The sequence below is a fragment of the Streptomyces sp. NPDC087422 genome, assembly GCF_044744145.1.
Lineage (GTDB): Bacteria > Actinomycetota > Actinomycetes > Streptomycetales > Streptomycetaceae > Actinacidiphila.
Window position 1 is genome coordinate 112,258 of record NZ_JBIUXT010000004.1, and the last position, 19,268, is coordinate 131,525.

Annotated in this window: 14 protein-coding genes; 9 read left to right on the forward strand and 5 right to left on the reverse strand. The window is 71.3% G+C overall.

Annotated elements, in window-relative coordinates:
- Positions 1 to 154 precede the first annotated feature (154 nt).
- Positions 155 to 1,042, forward strand: coding sequence for a LysR family transcriptional regulator (locus tag ACIO6U_RS14035; protein WP_355341738.1), 888 nt, complete (start codon positions 155 to 157; stop codon positions 1,040 to 1,042).
- 52 nt (positions 1,043 to 1,094) lie between these two features.
- Here ACIO6U_RS14035 and ACIO6U_RS14040 read toward each other — a convergent pair whose 3' ends face one another.
- Complete coding sequence (locus tag ACIO6U_RS14040; RefSeq protein ID WP_401718736.1) at positions 1,095 to 2,378, reverse strand: phosphodiester glycosidase family protein; 1,284 nt, start codon at positions 2,376 to 2,378, stop codon at positions 1,095 to 1,097.
- A gap of 333 nt (positions 2,379 to 2,711) precedes the next feature.
- On the opposite strand from ACIO6U_RS14040, the gene ACIO6U_RS14045 reads away from it, so the two are divergent.
- The 3 genes from ACIO6U_RS14045 (at position 2,712) to ACIO6U_RS14055 (ending at position 5,366) form a co-directional block, all read left to right on the forward strand.
- Positions 2,712 to 3,494: a hypothetical protein gene (locus ACIO6U_RS14045; RefSeq protein ID WP_401718739.1), complete on the forward strand. Its 783-nt coding sequence runs from the start codon at positions 2,712 to 2,714 to the stop codon at positions 3,492 to 3,494.
- Between the two features lie 38 nt (positions 3,495 to 3,532).
- The gene (locus ACIO6U_RS14050) at positions 3,533 to 4,540 is read left to right on the forward strand and encodes a phosphotransferase family protein (protein WP_401718742.1); all 1,008 of its coding nucleotides are present in this window, start codon (positions 3,533 to 3,535) and stop codon (positions 4,538 to 4,540) included.
- Positions 4,541 to 4,724: 184 nt separating this feature from the next.
- Entirely contained in the window at positions 4,725 to 5,366 is a 642-nt protein-coding gene (locus tag ACIO6U_RS14055; RefSeq protein ID WP_355341726.1) for a hemerythrin domain-containing protein, read from the forward strand.
- Between the two features lie 76 nt (positions 5,367 to 5,442).
- Here ACIO6U_RS14055 and ACIO6U_RS14060 read toward each other — a convergent pair whose 3' ends face one another.
- The 3 genes from ACIO6U_RS14060 to ACIO6U_RS14070 form a co-directional block, all read right to left on the reverse strand.
- On the reverse strand, positions 5,443 to 6,363 hold the full coding sequence (locus ACIO6U_RS14060; protein ID WP_355341723.1) for a zinc-binding dehydrogenase: 921 nt from the start codon (positions 6,361 to 6,363) through the stop codon (positions 5,443 to 5,445).
- Positions 6,364 to 6,624: 261 nt separating this feature from the next.
- Positions 6,625 to 7,626: a beta-ketoacyl-ACP synthase III gene (locus ACIO6U_RS14065; protein WP_355341720.1), complete on the reverse strand. Its 1,002-nt coding sequence runs from the start codon at positions 7,624 to 7,626 to the stop codon at positions 6,625 to 6,627.
- 489 nt (positions 7,627 to 8,115) lie between these two features.
- Positions 8,116 to 10,164 (reverse strand): NB-ARC domain-containing protein, encoded by a 2,049-nt coding sequence (locus tag ACIO6U_RS14070; RefSeq protein ID WP_391045824.1) that lies wholly within the window; start codon positions 10,162 to 10,164, stop codon positions 8,116 to 8,118.
- A gap of 677 nt (positions 10,165 to 10,841) precedes the next feature.
- On the opposite strand from ACIO6U_RS14070, the gene ACIO6U_RS14075 reads away from it, so the two are divergent.
- From ACIO6U_RS14075 to ACIO6U_RS14085, 3 genes are read left to right on the forward strand one after another with little or no spacing between them, the layout of a single operon-like run.
- Positions 10,842 to 12,143, forward strand: coding sequence for an extracellular solute-binding protein (locus ACIO6U_RS14075; protein WP_391163272.1), 1,302 nt, complete (start codon positions 10,842 to 10,844; stop codon positions 12,141 to 12,143).
- Positions 12,143 to 13,147 (forward strand): sugar ABC transporter permease, encoded by a 1,005-nt coding sequence (locus ACIO6U_RS14080; RefSeq protein WP_355341711.1) that lies wholly within the window; start codon positions 12,143 to 12,145, stop codon positions 13,145 to 13,147. Before ACIO6U_RS14075 ends, ACIO6U_RS14080 begins: the two co-directional genes overlap by 1 nt.
- Positions 13,144 to 14,064 carry an ABC transporter permease subunit gene (locus ACIO6U_RS14085; protein WP_391045826.1) on the forward strand — a complete coding sequence of 307 codons (921 nt, stop codon included), beginning with the start codon at positions 13,144 to 13,146 and terminating at the stop codon, positions 14,062 to 14,064. The genes ACIO6U_RS14080 and ACIO6U_RS14085 overlap by 4 nt, the downstream gene beginning before the upstream one ends.
- A gap of 93 nt (positions 14,065 to 14,157) precedes the next feature.
- Here ACIO6U_RS14085 and ACIO6U_RS14090 read toward each other — a convergent pair whose 3' ends face one another.
- Positions 14,158 to 15,780, reverse strand: coding sequence for an XRE family transcriptional regulator (locus ACIO6U_RS14090; RefSeq protein WP_391045828.1), 1,623 nt, complete (start codon positions 15,778 to 15,780; stop codon positions 14,158 to 14,160).
- 264 nt (positions 15,781 to 16,044) lie between these two features.
- On the opposite strand from ACIO6U_RS14090, the gene ACIO6U_RS14095 reads away from it, so the two are divergent.
- Both ACIO6U_RS14095 and ACIO6U_RS14100 read left to right on the forward strand, forming a co-directional pair.
- Entirely contained in the window at positions 16,045 to 17,280 is a 1,236-nt protein-coding gene (locus ACIO6U_RS14095; protein WP_391045830.1) for a hypothetical protein, read from the forward strand.
- Between the two features lie 109 nt (positions 17,281 to 17,389).
- Positions 17,390 to 19,138: an alpha/beta fold hydrolase gene (locus tag ACIO6U_RS14100; RefSeq protein ID WP_401718748.1), complete on the forward strand. Its 1,749-nt coding sequence runs from the start codon at positions 17,390 to 17,392 to the stop codon at positions 19,136 to 19,138.
- Positions 19,139 to 19,268: the final 130 nt, after the last annotated feature.

Sequence of the window (19,268 nt, forward strand, 5' to 3'; positions counted from 1 at the left end):
CATACGGGCACGACGCTAGGCAGCGCGGGCGGCCGGTGTCAACCGACTTCCCTGACGCGGGCGGGAGGATCAACTCCACTTCATGGAATGATCGTTAAGTACGATTTAACAGCGCGCTCACACATGCCTCGACGGCACCAGGAAGGGGGCCTGCATGGAGCGGTACGAGATGGAGACGTTCCTGACCCTCGCCGAGGAGCTGCACTTCGGGCGGACCGCCATGCGGCTGCGGGTGACCACGGCCCGGGTCAGCCAGGTGATCAGCAAGCTCGAACGCCGTGTCGGGGCGCCGCTGTTCGAGCGCACCAGCCGCAGCGTGGTGCTGACCCCGATCGGGCGGCGCCTCCACGACGACCTGCGGCCCGCGTTCGAGCGGCTGGAGGCGGCGCTGGCGACGGCCGTGGCCGAGGGGCGCGGGGTGACCGGGCTGCTGCGGGTGGGCTTCGTGGGCGCGGCGGCGAGTCAGCTGCTGGTCAGGGCGACCGAGCGGTTCCGTACCCGGCATCCGGGCTGCGAGGTGGAGATCCGCGAGGTCCAGATGACCGAGGCGCTGGAACGGCTGCGCGCCGACGCGCTGGAGGTGCTGATCGCCTGCCTGCCGCTGTCGGGCCCGGATCTGGCCAACGGTCCCGTGCTGCTGTCGGAGCCGCGCATGCTGGCGGTCCCCGCCACGCATCCTTTCGCCCAGCGCGGCACGGTCTCGGTGGAGGATCTGGCGCGCACCGAGGTGCTGCAAGCGCCGTGCTCGCTGCCCGACTACTGGCGCGAGCCGGGGACGCCGCAGCAGACCCCGGCGGGCCTGGCGATCCCGGTCGGCCGCTCGGCGGCGACCTTCCAGGAGGTGCTGACCCTGGTCGGGGCGGGCCAGGGGGTCTTCCCGGTGGGCGCGCACGCCACCCGGTTCCCCGCCCGCCCCGACGTCGTCTACGTCCCCTTCCACGACACGCCGCCGCTGGACTGGGGTCCGGTGTGGCGGGCGTCCCGCGCCACTGCCAGGATCCGCGCCTTCACCGAGGCGGCGGCGGCCGACCAGATGGCGTAGCGCCGTACCCGGCCGCGCGGGCCGTGCCGACGGGCCGCCGCCTTGCGTACGGTCAGCGGGCGTAGACGGCCACGAAGTCGCGGGTGGCCTGGGTGTAGTAGCGGTCCGGCGGGTCCTCGAAGTCGAGGATGTTGGTGGGTTTCGGGTCCGTCGGATTCTTGCCGCTGTCGTAGGACATGAAGGACGGCCACGCGCGGTTCATGTCCAGCGGCATGGCGCGGACCGCCCCGGCGTGCTGCATCAGTTCGGCGAGGGTCCGCGCGGACAGGGCCTGGCCGACCACCATGATGATGTCGCCCTGCGCGGTGATGCCGACGCCCGAGCGCTCGACGAACATCTTGCTCTGGTCGGTGACACCCCACTTGGAGTCGTCGCCGATGTCGGGCACCACCCGGCCGTCGTCGACCATCAGCTCCAGGCACTGGCGTACGCCGACGACGTCCTTGGTCATGTGTACATCGCGGCCCCAGACCCCGATGCGGATCGAGCCGTCCTTGTAGAAGACCTCGGACGCGGTGCCGTCGCGCAGGTCGCCCGCCGTCTGTCCGTTGAGGTAGAAGCCGCCGCGCGAGCCGCCGTCGGTGACCCGGAAGCCGCCGTTCCAGGTGGCGACCAGACCGGTGCGCTGTCCCTTGGGGATGTTGGGCGGTACGGAGAAGGTGCCGCCGGGCTCACGGAATCCGGGGTGGAGCTGGAAGCGCGCGTGCTTGCCGCTGATCCAGGCGACGGCCGCCTCGTACGAGGTGTGGTCGCCGTCCGGCCTGACGTACGTCCCCTGGACGATCGGCTGGCCGTGGGCGCTGGACAGGGTACGGAAGACGCCCTCGCCCGGCAGGCCGGGGGTGACCAGCGGGCGCATCGGGGCGCGCAGCGGGATGACCGGCGCCGCGGGGGCCGCGGGCGCCCCCTCCGGGGCGGTGCCCGCGGCGGTGGTGGCGGGCGCGGTGGCCTTCATCCGGGCCAGCGCGTCGGCCGACAGCGAGCCGCCGACCTTGGGCGGGTTCATCTTGTACTGGACGTCCTCCAGCTTGTTGACCACGAAGCCCAGCTCGTGGTCGCGGGCCCACTCGGCGAGCCTGGCCACGTTGCTGTCCTTGCCGGGGTAGGTCAGCGCCTGGCCGACCGACCAGCCCACGGTGCCGACGCACACCACGCAGACGCCGAGCGCGCCGCGGGTGACCAGCCGGCGGCGGCGGAGCTGCGTCGGGGTCAGATCCCGTTTGTGCTTCCACGGCAGCAGTCGTCTGCGGCGCGTGCGTCCGCCGCCGTCCGCCGCTTCCGCGGAGTCGGCGCCGTCGCGCGGTTCCGCGATCCGGCCGCCCGTCTGCTGGGTCATGGCACTCCTCGCCCTCGCTCCTACCGCCCCTGTCGCCTGCGCGACCCGGGGAGACCTTTAAGCATATTTTCAGATGCTATGACCGTTCTGCGACCAGCCCAATCGCGGCACGCCCGGAACCACCCGACCGCCGGACCCTTCTGACGGCCGATCAGCGGTGCGCGGGTCCTGAAGGCGGGCGCGTACTCCACCGGGAGCAGCGCGACCGCCTCCCGCGCGACGACGCGGCGCGCCCCGCCCGCCGCCTACCGTGAGCGCGTCCCGGCCGCGCCGCGTCCGGGACTCCCCGGCCGGGAGCACCGCCGGGGCCCCCTCGGTCAGGAGTCCCGCGCCATGTCCGCCACGGCAGCAGCAGTCGTCCCGCCGCCCGCCCGCCTCCCCGCACGCGGCGCCGAGCGAGCGGCGTACGCGGTCGGCGCCGCGCTCATCGTGTCGGGCCTGTTCCACCTGGGGGTCTTCGCGGTGGACGGCGGACCGTGGGACGGCCCGGTCTCCTGGCGCAAGCCCTTCACCTTCGGGGTGTCCTTCGGCCTGACCCTGATCGCGCTCGCCCGGGTGACCTCGTACGTGCGGATCGGCGAGCGGACCCGCTCCACGCTGCTCGCCCTCTTCGCGGCCGACTGCGTCCTGGAGGTCGCCGGGATCACCGTGCAGGCGTGGCGGCACGTGCCCTCGCACTTCAACATGGAGACGCCGGTGAACGCCGCCGTCGCCATGTCACTGGCCGTCGGCGGCGCGCTGCTCGTCGTGGTCCTCACCGCCTTCGCGGTCGCCGCCTTCCGCGCCCGGCCCGCCGGACCCGCCGGAATGCCGCTCGCGCTGCGCGCCGGATTCGCGCTGCTGCTGGTCGGCCTGCTCTCGGGCGCCGCGATGATCGCCCGCGGGGTCGTCGACACCAAGACCGGCGACCAGCAGGCCGCGTACCACTCGACCGGCGCCCTCAAGCCGCTGCACGCAGTGAGCCTGCACGCGGTCCTCGTACTCCCCGCGCTGGCCTGGCTGTTGGCCCGTACGCCCTGGTCGGAGTCCGTCCGGCGGCGGATCGTGCTCGCCGCCGTGTGGGCCTACGCGGCCGCCGCCGTGGGCGCGCTCGGCTGGGGACTGGCGACCGCGTAGGGTTCGGCCCCACGGAAGGCGACCACGGGGAGGGGCGGATGGCACCGCTGACGCGGGACGACACGGTGACCGGAGCGCTGGAGCGCGCCGGAATCCCGGCGGCCGGGATCGCCGGACACGCGCCGCTCCAGGGCGGCACGTACAACGCGATGCACCGCGTCGAACTCACCGACGGCGCCGTCCTCGTGCTCAAGGTCCCGCCGCCGTCGCGGGTCCCGAAGCTCGGCTACGAACGCGAACTGCTGCGCGGCGAGGCCCGGTTCTACGAGGGCGCCGCCACGGCGGGGGTGCCCGCGCCGCGCGTGGTGCACGCCGAGTACGACGACGGGAGCGAACAGGCCGCTCCCTTCCTGCTGATGACGCACTGCCCCGGTGTCACCTGGTCGGCGGCGGGAGAGGCCGCGGAGGGCGTCGGCGAGGCCGAGAGCGCGCGGCTGTGGCGGGAGACCGGCGGCCTGCTGGCCCGGCTGCACTCGGTGCGCGGACCGGCCTTCGGCTACCCGGCGCAGACCCTCGCCCCGCTCGACTCCCGCTGGCGGCCCGCCTTCACGGCCATGACCGACGCCGTCCTGGCCGACGCGGAGCGGTACGGACCCTGGCTGCCGCTCCCGGTCGCCGAGATCCGCGCCGCGCTGGCGACGGCGGCGTCCGTGCTCGACGAGGTCACCGAGCCCGCGCTGGTCCACTTCGACCTGTGGCCGGGCAACATCCTGCTCCACGGTCCCGCGGGCGCCCGTACGGTCAGCGGTCTCATCGACGGCGAGCGGATGTTCTGGGGCGACCCGCTGGCGGATTTCGCGTCGCTGTCGATCGGGCGCGACGACATCGAGCGCGACTCCGCCTTCCTCGCCGGATACGGCGCGGGCGGCGGGCGTACGGACTTCGACGCGGCGGCCCGGCGGCGGATCGCGCTGTACCGCTGCTACCTCTTCCTGATCATGCTCGTCGAGGTGGTGCCGCGAGGGACCGGGGGCGAGCATCTGGCATGGGTGAGGCAGTACGCGGGGCCGCGGCTGGAGGCGGCGCTGCGGACCGCGGCGGGGTGACGTGCCGGGCCCCGCGACTTGGGGCCGCGGCCGAACCCGGCCTCCTTATCGCGGGGTTCGCCCCGATCGGCGCGGAAGTCGCCGCCGCCGCGGGCCTCGGGGTTCCTGAGGAGGAAGCACCGTGACAGGCGTCGATGCCACCATCTGACCACGTACCCGCGCACGCACTCATCAGGAGGCACGCATGAGTACCTACACCCCGTCGGATGCGCAGTCCCGGCTCGACTTCACCATGATGTACGCGGTGCACGACGCCTTCCGGCGCGACCTCGGCAGGCTGGTCACGGCCGCCGACCACAAGGCCGGGAGTCCGCGGGCCTTCAAAGAGGGCTGGAAGAACTTCACTTACTACTTGGACATCCACCACACCGCCGAGGACACCACCTTGTGGCCCGCCATGCGCGGGCGGATCGGAAGCGACCCCGAGCGGGTCGCGCTGCTGGACGCGATGGAGGCCGAGCACGCGGTGCTCGATCCGCTGATCGCGGCGGTCGATGCGCGGCTCGCGGCGGGTGACACGGCCGGGTTGAGCCAGGACGTGGAGCGGCTGCGGGACGCGCTGACGGCGCACTTCGACCACGAGGAGGACGCGGGGCTGCCGCTGGTGGGGGCCGTGGTGACCGCCAAGCAGTGGGACGCCTTCGGGGCGGAACAGCGCAGGCAGGTGGGGACGAAGGGGGCGGCGACGTTCTTCCCCTGGCTCCTGGACTCGGCGCCGGCCGCGACCGAGCAGAAGGTGCTGGCGCTCGTTCCGCCGCCGGTCCGCTTCCTCTTCCGCAAGACCTGGCGGCCCCGCTACGAGAAGCAGTCCCCCTGGGCCAAGTAGCCCCTGCCGCTGACGCGTTCACCGCGCGGAGGTCGCACGATCCCTTCGCGCGGTGAACATCCGGGAGCTGCCCGGGTCAAAGGGCCAGCACCACCTTGCCGTTGACCTGACGGCGGTCCAGACACCGCAGCGCGGGCGTCGGATCGGTCCATGAGCCGACCAGGGCGACCTGGGGGTCCAGCCGGTCCTCGGTGACGAGTTGGAGCAGGAAGGCCAGGTCGTGGCCGACGTCGTGGCGGGTGATCTCGTCGAAGAGGAAGACGTAGTGGAGGCTGACACCGGGCCGGGCGCGCCCCCAGTCGCGGGGAAGGCGTAATTCGGCCCGCGCGGTGTTGCCGTAGACGACCACGCTGCCGCCGGGGGCGACGGACTCGAAGGCCCAGGTCAGGACGGAGCCGCCGCAACTGTCGAGCAGGATGTCGACGGGCACGCCGGGGTCGGTGCCGTAGGTCGCGACGACATCGGCGCCGAGGGCGGCGAGACCGGTCGCGCGGTCCGGGGAGCCGACCCAGGCGATCACGTGGGCGCCCGCGGCGGCGGCGAGCTGGACGGCGGCCCGGCCGACTCCCCCGCCCGCGCCGGTGATCAGTACGGTGCGGCCGATCAGACGGCCGGCCCGCTGGAGGGCGTAGAGAGCGGTGAGGCCCGCGACGGGAAGGGCCGCCGCGGCGGCCCAGTCGACGGCGTCGGGCAGCCGGGCGAGCCTGCGGGTGTCGAGGGCGACGCGCTCCGCCCAGCCGTCGCGGTCGGCGAGGCCGACGACGCGGGTGCCCGCGGCCGGGCCCGATCCGTCGGCCGCCGGGCGCAGTACGGTGCCCGCGACGTCCCAGCCGATCCGGGAGCCGGGGGGCAGCTCGTCGAGCACGGACAGCTCGCCGCGGTTGACGGCCACCGCGCTGACCGCGATCAGGGCCTGTCCGGGCAGCGGTTCCGGCTCGTCGACCGGGTCGAGCCGGAGTCGGCCGTCCGCGTTGTCCGTTGTGACCAGGGCTTTCATCAGCTACCCGCCTTCTTCGTCACACGTCACCAGTGGGGAGAGGGAGAGCGGTGCGCGCCCGGTCGCGCGAGATTCCGGGCGGGTCCCGTTCTCCTCCTGGTACGTAGAGTCATTAACTCCGGCAGCTGTGACGGCCGATGATCGTTCATTTCGGCACGGCGGGTGTCGCGGGCGGAAAAGGCGCCGGCCGCCGCCCCTGTGTGCCGGGGCGGCGGCCGGTGCCAAGTGGTCGCGCTGCGCGCTGTGCTGGAGTGCGGTGGGTCAGGGCAGGGTGGCGACCACCGCGGCGTAGGACAGGCCGGAGCCGTACCCGAGCAGCAGTGCGGTGTCGCCGGAGTTGGCCTCGCCGGAGGCGAGCACCGCTTCCATGGCCTGCGGGATGGACGCACCGGAGGTGTTGCCGTTGGTCACGATGTCCTTGGCGACGGTGACTTCGGGCGGCAGGCCGATGGACTTGGCCATGCTGTCGATGATGCGCTCGTTCGCCTGGTGCGGGATGAACGTGTCGAGGTCGGCCGGGCCGACGCCCGCCACGTCCAGCGCCTGCTTGGCCACCTTGGCCATCTCGTAGACCGCCCAGCGGAAGACCCGCTGCCCGTCCTGGCGCAGTGCGGGGAACGCGTGGCCGGGGTCGTCCTTGAGCACGTCCCAGGGTGCCGTCTGCTCGATCGCGTCGGCCTGCGAGCCGTCCGCGCCCCAGACCACCGGGCCGATGCCCGGTGTGTCCGACGGGCCGATTACGACGGCCCCCGCGCCGTCGCCGAAGATGAATGCCGTCGAACGGTCGCTGAGGTCGAGCAGATCGGTCATCCGCTCCACGCCGACGACCAGGACGTGGCCGCCTCTGGCGCGCACGGCGTCGGAGGCGAGCACCACGCCGTGGACGAATCCGGCGCAGCCCGCGGTGATGTCGAAGGCCGCGGCCTCGGTGGCGCCGATCCGGTGGGCGATCTCCGTGGCGACCGCGGGTGTCTGCATGAGGTGGGTGAAGGTGGCGGCGATCACGCAGGTGATGCGGTCCGGGGTGAGCCCGGCTGCCGCGATGGCCTTGCTGGCGGCCTGCTCCGCCATCACGCCCAGGGTTTCGTCGGGACCGGCCCAGCGGCGGGTCACGATGCCGGTTCTGGAGCGGATCCATTCGTCCGAGGAGTCGATGTATCGACATACTTCGGCGTTGTCGACGACCGACCGGGGGCGATACGCGCCGACACCGAGAATTCGGGTGTGCCGTGCGCCGTCGGGCACGGCGATCTCAGCTTTCATGGGAGCCTTTCAGGCCATCGGCCATGGATGGGGGTCAGACCTTGCATCAGGCAGTGACCCATCGTCCTCGACGTGGTGTACGTCGCTCAACGCAGGGTCGCCATACGAATGATCCCGCGATTCAGCAGGAAAGAAGACCAATCCTTCCTCCACGCCGAGAGGTGGCCTGGAATCGACGCAGGTATGGCACACCTGTCCGAGACCAACCGCCCCGACCTGCGGCTTCTCCGTCCGAGCCCGCTTCGGCGCCGTCACTCGCACGGCCGGATCACCCCCCTTGCGGCGCGTCCTGCGGATCTAATCCCGTACGGTAAACGGCAAAAGGCGCACAGTGGTTCCGCCGAAAGGGCAATTGACATCAATGCGATAACGTGAAGCGCCGGAGTCGGCTCCGGGAACACACGATATTCGTTACCGATCAGTATCGGCCAACGCGCCGTCTCCACGGCGGCGACCCGTGTCACGTGTCACACCGCCGGGTCACGGCGGTCAGCGTTGCGCCGGGGGCTCCTCGGCGAGAGCGGCGGCCAGCGCGGTGCGGCCGTACTCCGTGGCGCCGCGCCGGTACGCCCTGTCGTACGCGGCGTCGCCGACCAGAGCGCGGGCGGTCGCCTCGCACTGCTCGCGCACCCCGCGCAACTCCGGCGTGCCGCGCTGCGGGTGCCCGACGCTGCGCCAGTACGACTCGCCGACGCCGTAGACGGTGGCCGCCTGCTCGCCCCTGCCCTCGGCGGCCAGCGCGGCGGCCAGCAGGTCGAGGCCGAGCGCGATCCCGAAGGCGTCGCCGAGCAGCCGCTTGCTCTCCAGCATGGTGCGGGCGTGTCCCGCGGCCTCGTGCGGCGCCGACTGGAACAGCGCGATCAGCGCGAGTTGGTACTCCAGGTAGGACAGCGTCCAGACCTCGCCGAGCTGGGCGCAGTGCTGACGCAGTTCGCGGGCCCGCGCCCGCGCCTCGGGGAGCCGGCCGAGGCCGGTGAGCGCGAAGACCGCGACGAGGTGGCAGCGCAGCCGGGAGGGCGAGTCGAAGGCCCAGCCCGGTACGGCGGCCAGCGCCGCGTCCACGGTGTCGCGGGCGTCCTCGGCGCGGCCGGTGAGCAGGGCCAGCAGCCCGGACAGGTACGCGGCGGCGAACTGCGCCTCCTTGTCCCCGTCGTACGCGGCGGCCCGCGTGGCCAGTTCGCTGACCTGGAGCGCCGAGGGGTAGTCGCCCTGGAGGGTGATGGTCACTCCCAGCGCGCACAGCGCGCGGGTGCGTTCGGGGCCCTGGGTGTCGTGCGCCATCAGCGCGCGCTCCAAGTAGCCGCGAGCTTCCTTGAGATGGCCGCAGCAGGTCCAGAAGAAGCAGAGCAGTCCGGCGAGTTCGGCGGCGCGGGCGGGCTCGGTGGCCAGCAGGTGGTCGAGCGCGGTGCGCAGGTCGGTGTGGACGTCGTCTATCTGCCGGTAGCAGCGGGCCTGTTCGCTGCTCGACCACAGGGCGTCGGCGCGCCGGGCCAGTTCCAGGAAGTGCCCGGCGTGCCGGTCGGCCAGGGCGTGTTCCTCGCCCAGCTCGCGCAGCCACTCCTGGCCGTACTCGCGGATGGTGTCGAGCATCCGGTAGCGGTGGCCGTCCCTGCGGACCACGGACTGGGCCACGAGGCGCTCCAGGGTGGCGGCGACCGCGTGTTCGGCCAGCGGGCCGCCGGAGGTCACCGCGCGCGCGGCGGTGAGGTCGAAGGAGCCGCGGAAGACGGTGAGCCGGGCCCACAGCAAGCGCTCGACCGGCGCGCACAGTTCGTGGCTCCAGCCGATGGTGGTGCGCAGGGTGCGGTGCCGCGGCGGCCAGACGAAGTCGGCGCGGGCCAGCACGTCGAAGCGGAAGCCGAGCCGGGAGGAGACGTCCTCGACGGTGGAGGGGCCGACCTGGGCCGCGGCCAACTCCAGTGCCAGCGGGATGCCTTCGAGGCGGCGGCAGATCTCTGCGGCGGCGCGGGCGGCGCCGGGGCCCGCGAGGGCGTCGGGGTCGGAGTCGGTCACGCGCCGGGTGAACAGCGCGAGCGCGTCGGCGCCGTCGCCGTCCAGCGGCCCCACTTCGGTCAGTTCCTCGCCCACCAGGTTCAACGGGCGCCTGCTGGTGGTCAGTACGGTCAGCCCCGGCGCGGAGGTGAGCAGTTCGCCGACCAGGTGCGCGCACTCCTCGACCAGGTGCTCGCAGGAGTCCAGGACCAGTAACAGGCGCTTGTCCGCGAGCCATTCGCACAGCGCTTCCACCGGCATGCGCGGTGAGTGATCGGAGAGGTCGACCGCGTCCGAGACGGTGGCCAGCAGCAACTCGGCGTTCTCCAGGGCCGACAGGTCGGCCCACCACACCCCGTCGGGGAACCGCGGCGCGGCCCGCTGCGCGGTGCGGGCGGCGGAGCGCTGCGCGATACGGGTCTTGCCGACGCCGCCCGCACCGGTGAGTGTGACCAGCCGGTGGGTCGCGAGCGCGGTGTCCAACCGCGCCAACTCCTCCTGTCGCCCCTCGAAGCTGGTCGTTTCCTCGGGGATGTAGCCCATCATGGGGACAGCCTGGCATCGTCCGGCCACACAGGGCAGCCACACGACCGGAGCAAAACGGGCCGGTGGACTTCCGGAACGATCTCGTCCGGTGTTGGCGATCATTGCCGATCATCGCGTGATGCCCGAACTTTACCGCTATCTCCGGCAATTCGGGCGCGCGGATGTCGAGTTCACCGGGCGGGCGTCCCCGCGACTCGGCCATGGCGCCGGAAGCACGCAATATCAAACATTAGAAGAGATGGATCTTCAGGGTCCGTTGCCCCTTTGGTGCATGTTGTTCCATCCGGTTCGATCGTGCTCGGACCGCCTCCGAGCTGCCACGATCCGACCGCTACCCTGAACCGTCCCTCTCATGCGGGGCGGCAACGGAATTGGGCGGCCAATCAGCACGCTACCTGCACATCACGGTCCGGCAACGCATCCGTAATGGGGCGTTGACGCTCCTGGGTATCTGGCGTAGAACTACCCCTGCGGTTGAGATGGCGTTTCATCTTGGTGACTTCTGTTGGAAATCGATAGGCTACAGGCCCTCCAGAAACGTCCACTCCGCCATCGCTCGCCTACCGCACCCGGAACGGCCACACACACATGGAGGCACCATGTCGGACGTCGAATCAACGGGAAGCAGCACAGCGGGAAGCGGCCTGGACAGCGGTACGTCGCCGTCGCGCAGAAACGTGCTCAGAGGCGTCGCGGGCGCGGCCGGTCTCGCCGTCGTCTCCGGCGGCCTGCTGACGGCCTGCGGCAGCGACTCCAAGGACTCCAAGGACAAGAGCAGCCCCAGCGCCTCCGGCGGCAAGGTCGGCGGCACGGTGACCTTCGGGTCCAACTACTCCGACTCCGCGCCGAAGGCCGCCTTCGCGGCCCTCACCACCGCAGCCGCAGCGAGCACCAAGGCGCAGGTCAAGATCAACACGGTCGACCACAACACGTTCCAGGAGAACATCACCAGCTATCTCCAGGGCACCCCGGACGACCTGTTCACCTGGTTCGCGGGCTACCGCATGCAGTACTTCGCCGCGCAGGGCCTGGCCCAGCCGCTGGACGACGTGTGGGACAAGATCGGCGGCAACTTCGGCGACGCGGCCAAGAAGCTCTCCACCGGCCTCGACGGCCACCAGTACCTGGTGCCGCTGTACAACTACCCGTGGGTGGTCTTCTACAACAAGAGCCAGTTCGCGGCCAAGGGCTACTCCGTGCCCACCACCTGGGACGCCTACGTGGCGCTCGCCAAGAAGATGAAGGGCGACGGCATCATCCCGATCGCCTTCGGCGACAAGGACGGCTGGCCCGCCCTCGGCACCTTCGACATCCTGAACATGCGGATCAACGGGTACGACTACCACACCAAGTTGATGAAGCACGAGATCCCGTGGACCGACCAGGGCGTGCACACGGTCTTCCAGCACTGGGCCGAGATCCTGCCGTACACGCAGACCGGCGCCAACGGGCGGATCTGGCAGGACGCGGCCAAGACGCTGGAGACCAAGAAGGCCGGGATGATGTTCCAGGGCACCAACCAGGTGGCCGCGCAGTACGTCTCGGACAAGGCCGACCTCGCCGACCTGGACTTCTTCACCTTCCCCGCGATCAACCCGTCGTACGGCCAGGACTACATGGACGCGCCGACCGACGGCTTCATGCTCAGCAAGAAGGCCAAGAACCCCGACGCGGCCAAGGCGATCCTGGAGTACATCGGCACCGGGCAGGCCGAGTCGGACTTCCTCAAGACCGACCAGTGGGACGTCGGCCTGGCCACCGGCCTCCAGGTGCCGACGTACAACGCGATCCAGAAGAAGTCGGTCGCCGAGATCGCCAAGTGCAAGGCGGTGGCGCAGTTCATGGACCGCGACGCCGACCCGGCGATGGCCACCGCGATGATCTCGATCATCCAGAAGTTCATCGACGACCCGAGCACGGGCAACATCGCCGGCCTCCAGAAGAGCGCCGAGGCCCAGGCGAAGGCGATCTACTCCTGATGAGTTCCCCCCAGACGCCCGCCCCGGCGGCGGCGGAAACCACGGCCACGCCGAAGGTCCGCCGCCGCCGGGGCATACGCAGGCTGAGTGCGCGCGACCGCGTGGTCGTCGCGCTCCTGCTGGGCATACCGCTCCTGCTCGACCTGGTCTTCGTCTGGTTCCCGGCGCTCGGCACGGTGCTGCTGTCGTTCACCAAGTGGAACGGCGTCGGCAGTCTGCACACCAAGACCTGCCAGCCGAATCTGCCGTCGATCCTCAACAACGGCTGTGTGTACGGCGTCCAGAACTACCACCAGGCCGCCACGATCTACCCGGAGTTCTGGCCCGCCGTCCGGCACAATCTGATCTGGCTGGCCGTCTTCGTCCTGATCGCCACACCGCTGGGCATGCTCTTCGCCGTCCTCATCGACCGCGGCATCCGGGGCAGCCGGATGTACCAGAGCATCCTCTTCCTGCCCGTGATGCTCTCCCTGGCGCTGGTCGGCATCATCTGGGAGTTCATGTACTCGCAGAACTTCGGGCTGATCAACACCGTCATCGGGCGCAACGGCAACGACAACGCCATCGACTGGCTCGGCAATCCACACCTGAACCTGTGGTCGGTCCTGGTCGAGGCCACCTGGCGGCAGGCCGGATACGTCATGGTGCTGTACCTCGCCGGGCTCAAGGCCGTGGACCCGACGCTGCGCGAAGCGGCCCTGGTCGACGGCGCCAACGCCTGGCAGACCTTCTGGCGGGTGATCTTCCCCGTGATGCGTCCGATCAACATCGTCATCATGGTGGTCACCGTCATCGAGTCGTTGCGCGCCTTCGACCTGGTGTACATCACCAACAAGGGCATCAACGGCCTGGAGCTGCTCTCGGTCCTGGTCACCTCCAACATCGTCGGGGAGACCCAACGGGTCGGCTTCGGCTCCGCGCTGGGCGTGGTGCTGCTGGTGATCTCGCTGGTGCCGATCAGCGTCTTCCTGTACCAGACGTTCAGCCGTGAGGAATCGCGATGACCACCGATACCCTGCCGCGGCTGCACACCGAACCCGCCGCGCGGCCCCCGGGCCCCGGGAAGCCGCGCCCCTGGGGCCAGATCGCCTCTCAGGTCTTCCTGATCTGCGCCTCGGTCCTCTGGCTGCTGCCGATCGCCTTCGCGCTGTACGTGGCCGTCCGCCCGTACTCCGACACCCGCAAGTACGGCTATGTCTCGCTGCCGCACCACCTGACGTTCAAGAACTTCACCGACGCGTGGACCCAGTCGGACATGAAGCACTTCTTCTGGAACTCGGTGCTCATCACCGTTCCGGCGGTGATCGTCGTGCTGGCGCTGGCGTCCGGTGTGGCCTTCGTGCTGACCCGGGTCAACGTCAAGCTCAACATCGCGCTGCTGATCCTCTTCACGGCGGGCAACCTGCTCCCCCAGCAGGTCATCATCACCCCGCTGTACCGGATCTACCTGAAGATCTCGCTGCCCGGCTTCCTCAGCGGCAGCGGCCTGATGTACAACTCGGTCTTCGGCCTCATCGTCATCAACGTGGCCTTCCAACTGGGCTTCTGCGTCTTCGTGCTGAGCAACTACATGAAGTCGATCCCCGACGAGATGTACGAGGCCGCGCTGGTCGACGGCGCGGGGCTGTGGACCCGGTACTGGAAGCTCACCCTGCCGCTGTGCCGTCCGGCGCTCGCGGCGCTGGCGACGCTGCTGACGACCTGGATCTACAACGACTTCTTCTGGGCCATCACCTTGATGTCGTCGGGCGACAAACGCCCGGTCACCTCGGCACTGGCCAATCTCCAGGGGCAGTTCGTCTCCAACCAGAATCTCATCGCCGCCGCCGCGATGATCGCGGCGGTGCCGACGCTGGTGGTCTACATCCTGCTCCAGAAGCAGTTCATCGCCGGTCTGTCGCTGGGCTCCAGCAAGGGCTGAGCACACGGGCAGGGGCCACGCTTCCGCTCCCGTCCCCCAACGGCCGCCTCCGGGAACCCCGTTCCCGGCGGCGGCCGTCCGTCGCGGCGGCGGTCACGCCCGCTTCGCGGCGCCGCCGGCCCTGACCCGCGACGGCAGCCGCAGCCACCAGGACGCCGCGGCACGGGTCTTGGAGGGAATGCGCAGGTCGCCGGAGACCCGCCGCAGGAGATCGGTCTCGCCGCTGATGCCGAGCCCGTAGACGGCGGCGGAGGCCGCGCGCCCACCGGCCGGGCGGGAGGCGCCGCCGGCGGCGGGGGTCAGCGCCAGCGCGTTCTCCCAGAAGGACCGCGGGCTGACCCCGCCCATGTGCGCGAGCGCCGACGTGGCGGCCCTGACCACCGCCTCCGGCAGGGTGGGAGCGAGCGCCAGCCGCTGGACCAGCGGCCGTTCCGCCGTACCCCCGACGATCCGCAGGGCTTCGAGCAGCCGCCCGGCGAGCGTGACATCGCGGGCGACGGCCAGCCGGGACAGCTCGTACGACATCGCGGCGGCCACCGGCGCCCGGTAGGGGGTGGCCGCGACCATCATGGCCGCGTACAGGCGCATGTCGAAGACCGGGTGCAGCAGCATCTCGCGGACCAGCAGGGGCAGCAGCGGGTCCGTGAAGCGCGGGATCTCGCGGGAGACGGCCGACAGGGCGGAGGCGGTGACGCGGGCGGCGATGTCGGAGCCGTACCGCTCCCCGGCACCGGTACGGGTGCGGGCCGGGAGCGACGGCGGCGCGCCGTCCAGCATGCGCGACACGACCGCGGCGAGCGCGCGTTCCTCCGCCTGGCGCCCGTCGGCGTCGTACGCCACCTGCTTGACCAGCCGGGCGAGCACGGCCGACTGCGGCCGGTCGAAGTGCTGGAGCCGGACCTTGCGGACGCAGGCCAGCAGCGCGCCGAGGAAGGCGCTGTCGTTGGTGGGCCTGGCCAGTTGGGCGAGCACGCCAGAGGCCGCGTCCGGGTGCGCGCTGGAGTCCAGGAGGCAGACCGGTTCGAGGAAGACCTGGTTGTGGGCGTCCGCCGCCCAGGCGATGCACGCCGAGACCGCCGCCACCTGACCCGAGGGGTGGCCGAGCACCCGGTTCAGCGCCTCGTGCCGCTGCTGCCAGGCCAGGCCGTCGGAGACCAGCGACTCGGTGAGCAGGCGTTCGGCCAGGGCCGTCCAGTCCCGTGAGCGCAGCCGCAGTTGGGGGTGGAGGACGAGCAGCACGGTCAACTCGTCCCAATCGGCGCCGGTGACCGGCGCGTCGTCCAGGGCGCGGTCCAGGAGGGTGTCGACCCGCCGTTCCGCCGCGCCGAGATCGCCCGGCGCGCGGGCCAGCAGCGGTACGGCTCCGGCGGACGGGGCCGCGTACCGGTGGAGGATGTCGATGGTGGCGGTCAACTGGCCCGGCGGCAGGCCGAGTAACTGCTCGTAGCGGCGGACCGCGGAATGGCCGACCCTCGTCACGCCGGTCTCCCAGCGGGAGATGGAGCTGACGCTCACCTGCGCGGGCCAGGAGCCGCCGTGGAAGGAGCGGGCGAAGGAGTCGCCCTTCGCCCAGCGCGGTTCGCGGCCGTAGAGCCGGTTGACCCGCAGCAGCCACGCGGCGCGGTCCTGGGTCGTCGGCAGCGGGGCACGCGCGGGGACGGCCGACCGCCGCCGTCCGACCGATCCGTACGGCCGCCCACGCGTGCTGTTCGCCATCGCCACCCCGGTGATCCCTACGCGTCGCGTATTTATTGCAGTGCCCCCCGGCCCGCGCAACGCGCAGTCACATTAGACCCGGCCGACCGTACTGTCGCCATAATCCGGCCAGTCGCGGGAGGGCGAGCCGGATCGCCGGGGCGCACAAAGGGGGCGCGCGCCCGGAACACGCTGTGCGCACAGCGCCTCACCCGACAATTCGGCACGGAATTTCGCACAGGAACACGCAACAAGCGCCACGCACCACCCGAGACAGGGACGCCCATGGCTACCAGCCTGGCTCTTGCCGGAAAGACATTCGACATCTTCACCGCGGAACCCATTCTGCTGTCACGGATCAACGCGAGCCCTCGCCGGTGGCTCTGGCTCTGCGGAATTCCCGTCGTGACCATCGTCCTGCTCTTCGAGTTCTCCGGTCTGTACGGCGCGGTGACCATGCCGCACCTGGGCGGGCAGCTCTGTTCCGACCTGGCCCAATTCCTCAGGTTCGACCGGCCGGACTGCCGACGGCACGCGTCGGCGGGAAATCGGTTTCCGCTCCTGCGCGACCTGCTCTCGCTGAGCGCGATCGTCATCCTGCTGATCACCCCGGCCCTCGTCCAGCGGCAGTGGTCCGCCTTTGAGAACCTGCTGCCGGGAATGGAACGCGACGGATCGCTCACCGTCCCGGCGAACGCCGCCGCGCGGGCGCGGATCCACGCCGAGATCGACCGGACCAATCTGCGATTTCGCCGAATAAGGAATCTGGCGCCGATCATGATCGTCGGTTCGTTCGTCTGCGTCTTCGTCATCTCGCTCAGCGAGAAACGCCTGGGCATCTACTACGCGCTGGCGCCCGCCGGACAGGCGCACGCCTGGGGCAGGGCCGCGTACGCCAACTGGTGGGCGAGCTGGCAGACCTCGCCGGTCGGCGCCATCGTCTACCTCACGGTGGGCACCGCGGGCGTCTACTGGATCGCGGTCATGAACTGCGCGGGCAGCCGCGTACTGCTGTGCCTGTGGCGGCTCCGCGGCGACCTGCACTACGGCGTCGACCCGGCCAACGCCGACGGCAGTTTCGGCTGGGGCCGCGCCCGCGCCGTCCTGGTGCCGACCTACACCTCGATGGCCCTGCACGGCTTCGCCCTGATCGCGGTGGGCATCTCGCTGCCGTTCCCGTGCAGCGTCGTGGTGCTGATCCCGGTGGTCGGCCAGTGGCTGCTCGCGCTGCCCGTCTACACCGGGCTGCCGCTGCTGCTCACCCGGCGCTGGGTCCGGGGATTCAAGCGGCGCGAGGAGGCCCGGCTGCGGATCGCGCTGCGGCGGCTGGAGGCCGACCGCGCCGCTCTGCTGGCGGCGGGCCGCTACTTCACCGAGTGCGAGGCGCTGAGCGGGCGCCTGGCCCGCGTCCGCGACATCCGGTCCTTTCCCTTCAACCGGCCGCGCGACATCGTGCTGGCCGCCGCGAATCTCCTCGCCACCGCCGGTGGCGTCTACTCCCTTTTCCTCGTCTGGTACTGACCAGGCGTCACTTCTCGTCGGCCCGCCCATCACTTGGCGCCGGCCCGACGTCACTTCGCACGGACTCGGTCGCACCGAACAGCCCGCTCCACATCCGTCTGGGGGATTCATGCGCAAAGACCAGGAAAACCAGCTCCAGGAAGTCTTCGACGCCTACGCGCTCACCTGGGGACCGGTGCAATGGCGCTCTCGAGTCGCGGCCGTCCGCCGTACCGGGAACGACACCTTCGCCTCGATGCTGTACGCGCTCGCGGCCGTCGAGACCGATTCCGCGCTGATGCGCAGAAAGGTGCACGCGATCCGGGGCGACCGGGCGAACGCGCTCGCGCAGTTCAACATCCTGTGGCTGGCGGAGGAGGCCGAGCACGGTTACGCGCTGCGCGCCGCCGCTTCGGCGCTCGGCACTCCGAGGAAACCGTCGGCGGTGCGTCGCAACACCCGTCACATCCGCGCACTGGTGACCTGGCCGACGCTGTACGCGGCCGGTCTGCTCATGCCGCACATCCAGGCGATGTACTGCGTTCTGGGCGCGATGCAGGAGTACATCGCGCTGACGACCTACCGGCGGATCGGCGAATTGGTGGGAGATCCGGCACTCGACGATCTGCTGAAGGCGATCGCGCGCCAGGAGTCGCACCACATGAAGTTCTACCGCAATTGCGCGCTGATCCTGCTGGAGGAGCCGGGCGCGCGCAGGACCGCGCGGCTGACGATGCCCACGCTGTGGCGTCCGCCCGGCATCGACCTGCTCGGCCTCGGCCAGTGGCTCGACGTGTTCGGCCCGCTGCTGCGCGACCCGGTGTACGCCGACCGGCTCGCGCGGGCCGACGCCGTGCTCGGGGACCTGATCGAGGACCACTCGGTGACGCCGATGACCTCCTTCCTCGCCAAGGCCGGACCCCGGCTGCACGCGGCGGCGGACACCGCCCCTGCGCCCGCCGGGAGCACCGCGGTCCGCCTGCCCCCCCGTCGGGGCCGCCGACCGGTCCGTCGGCGGGCGGCGCCGATGAGGTCGTTCCGCTCCGGCGGCTGGGAGTTCCCGGTCGGCGACGCGGGGCCGCGCGACGGCGAGCCCGTGGTACTGCTGCACGGCTTCCCCGCGGGCCCGGCGTGCTGGACGCGGGTCGCGCGGGCGCTGGGCGCGGCGGGTGTACGGACGCTCGCCCCGCTCCAGCGCGGGTACGCTCCCGGCGCCCGCCCGCGCCGGGCGCGCGACTACCGGCTGCCGCTGCTGGTCGAGGACGTCCTCGGCCTGCTGGACGCGGCGGGCCTGGAGCGCGCGCATGTCGTCGGGCACGACTGGGGAGGCAGTGTGGCCTGGGCGCTCGCCGAGCGGGCGCCGGACCGGGTCGCGTCACTGACCGCCGTGTCGATGCCGCACCCGGCCGCCCTGGGCCGGTCGCTGCTGACCAGCCGTCAGGCCCTGCTCTCCTGGTATCTGCTCTTCTTCCAACTCCCCTGGCTGCCCGAGGCGGTGATCACCCACGACCGCGGGCACACCGGGGCGCGCTGGCTGCGCCGGCTCGGCCTGGAGGAGGCGACGGCCCTCGGGTACGCGCGGCGGTTCGTGACCGACCGGGCCGCGCTGACCGGCGCGCTCGGCTGGTACCGGGCGCTCCCCCGCGAGGCGGCCCGCGGGCTGCGGGCCGCGCCGGTGTCGGTTCCCACGCTGTTCGTGTGGGGAACGGCGGACGCCGTGATCAGCGCGCGGTCGGCGTGGCTGACCGAACGCTGGGCGGCGGGACCTTACGCCTTCCACCCGCTCGTCGGCGGCACGCACTGGCTGCCGGAGCAACGTCCGGACCTGCTGGCCGAGTTGATCCTCGGACAGCTCGCGAACCACCCCGCCGTCCGCTGAACCGGACCCGCCGCGATCCGGAAAACAGGCCGACTCCGACCCCAAAAACCGTTATCCATACGGGCGTTGGCTCCGGCGCTGTCACGGGGATTGACACTGTTCAGGCGTTGCAAGAGACTCCCACGGAGAG

Excerpts from the sequence above, each read along its gene's own strand:
- ACIO6U_RS14035 (WP_355341738.1), top strand. The coding sequence starts at position 155 with ATGGAGCGGTACGAGATGGAGACGTTCCTGACCCTCGCCGAGGAGCTG.
- ACIO6U_RS14040 (WP_401718736.1), bottom strand. The coding sequence starts at position 2,378 with ATGACCCAGCAGACGGGCGGCCGGATCGCGGAACCGCGCGACGGCGCC.
- ACIO6U_RS14045 (WP_401718739.1), top strand. The coding sequence starts at position 2,712 with ATGTCCGCCACGGCAGCAGCAGTCGTCCCGCCGCCCGCCCGCCTCCCC.
- ACIO6U_RS14050 (WP_401718742.1), top strand. The coding sequence starts at position 3,533 with ATGGCACCGCTGACGCGGGACGACACGGTGACCGGAGCGCTGGAGCGC.
- ACIO6U_RS14055 (WP_355341726.1), top strand. The coding sequence starts at position 4,725 with ATGAGTACCTACACCCCGTCGGATGCGCAGTCCCGGCTCGACTTCACC.
- ACIO6U_RS14060 (WP_355341723.1), bottom strand. The coding sequence starts at position 6,363 with ATGAAAGCCCTGGTCACAACGGACAACGCGGACGGCCGACTCCGGCTC.
- ACIO6U_RS14065 (WP_355341720.1), bottom strand. The coding sequence starts at position 7,626 with ATGAAAGCTGAGATCGCCGTGCCCGACGGCGCACGGCACACCCGAATT.
- ACIO6U_RS14070 (WP_391045824.1), bottom strand. The coding sequence starts at position 10,164 with ATGATGGGCTACATCCCCGAGGAAACGACCAGCTTCGAGGGGCGACAG.
- ACIO6U_RS14080 (WP_355341711.1), top strand. The coding sequence starts at position 12,143 with ATGAGTTCCCCCCAGACGCCCGCCCCGGCGGCGGCGGAAACCACGGCC.
- ACIO6U_RS14085 (WP_391045826.1), top strand. The coding sequence starts at position 13,144 with ATGACCACCGATACCCTGCCGCGGCTGCACACCGAACCCGCCGCGCGG.
- ACIO6U_RS14090 (WP_391045828.1), bottom strand. The coding sequence starts at position 15,780 with ATGGCGAACAGCACGCGTGGGCGGCCGTACGGATCGGTCGGACGGCGG.
- ACIO6U_RS14095 (WP_391045830.1), top strand. The coding sequence starts at position 16,045 with ATGGCTACCAGCCTGGCTCTTGCCGGAAAGACATTCGACATCTTCACC.
- ACIO6U_RS14100 (WP_401718748.1), top strand. The coding sequence starts at position 17,390 with ATGCGCAAAGACCAGGAAAACCAGCTCCAGGAAGTCTTCGACGCCTAC.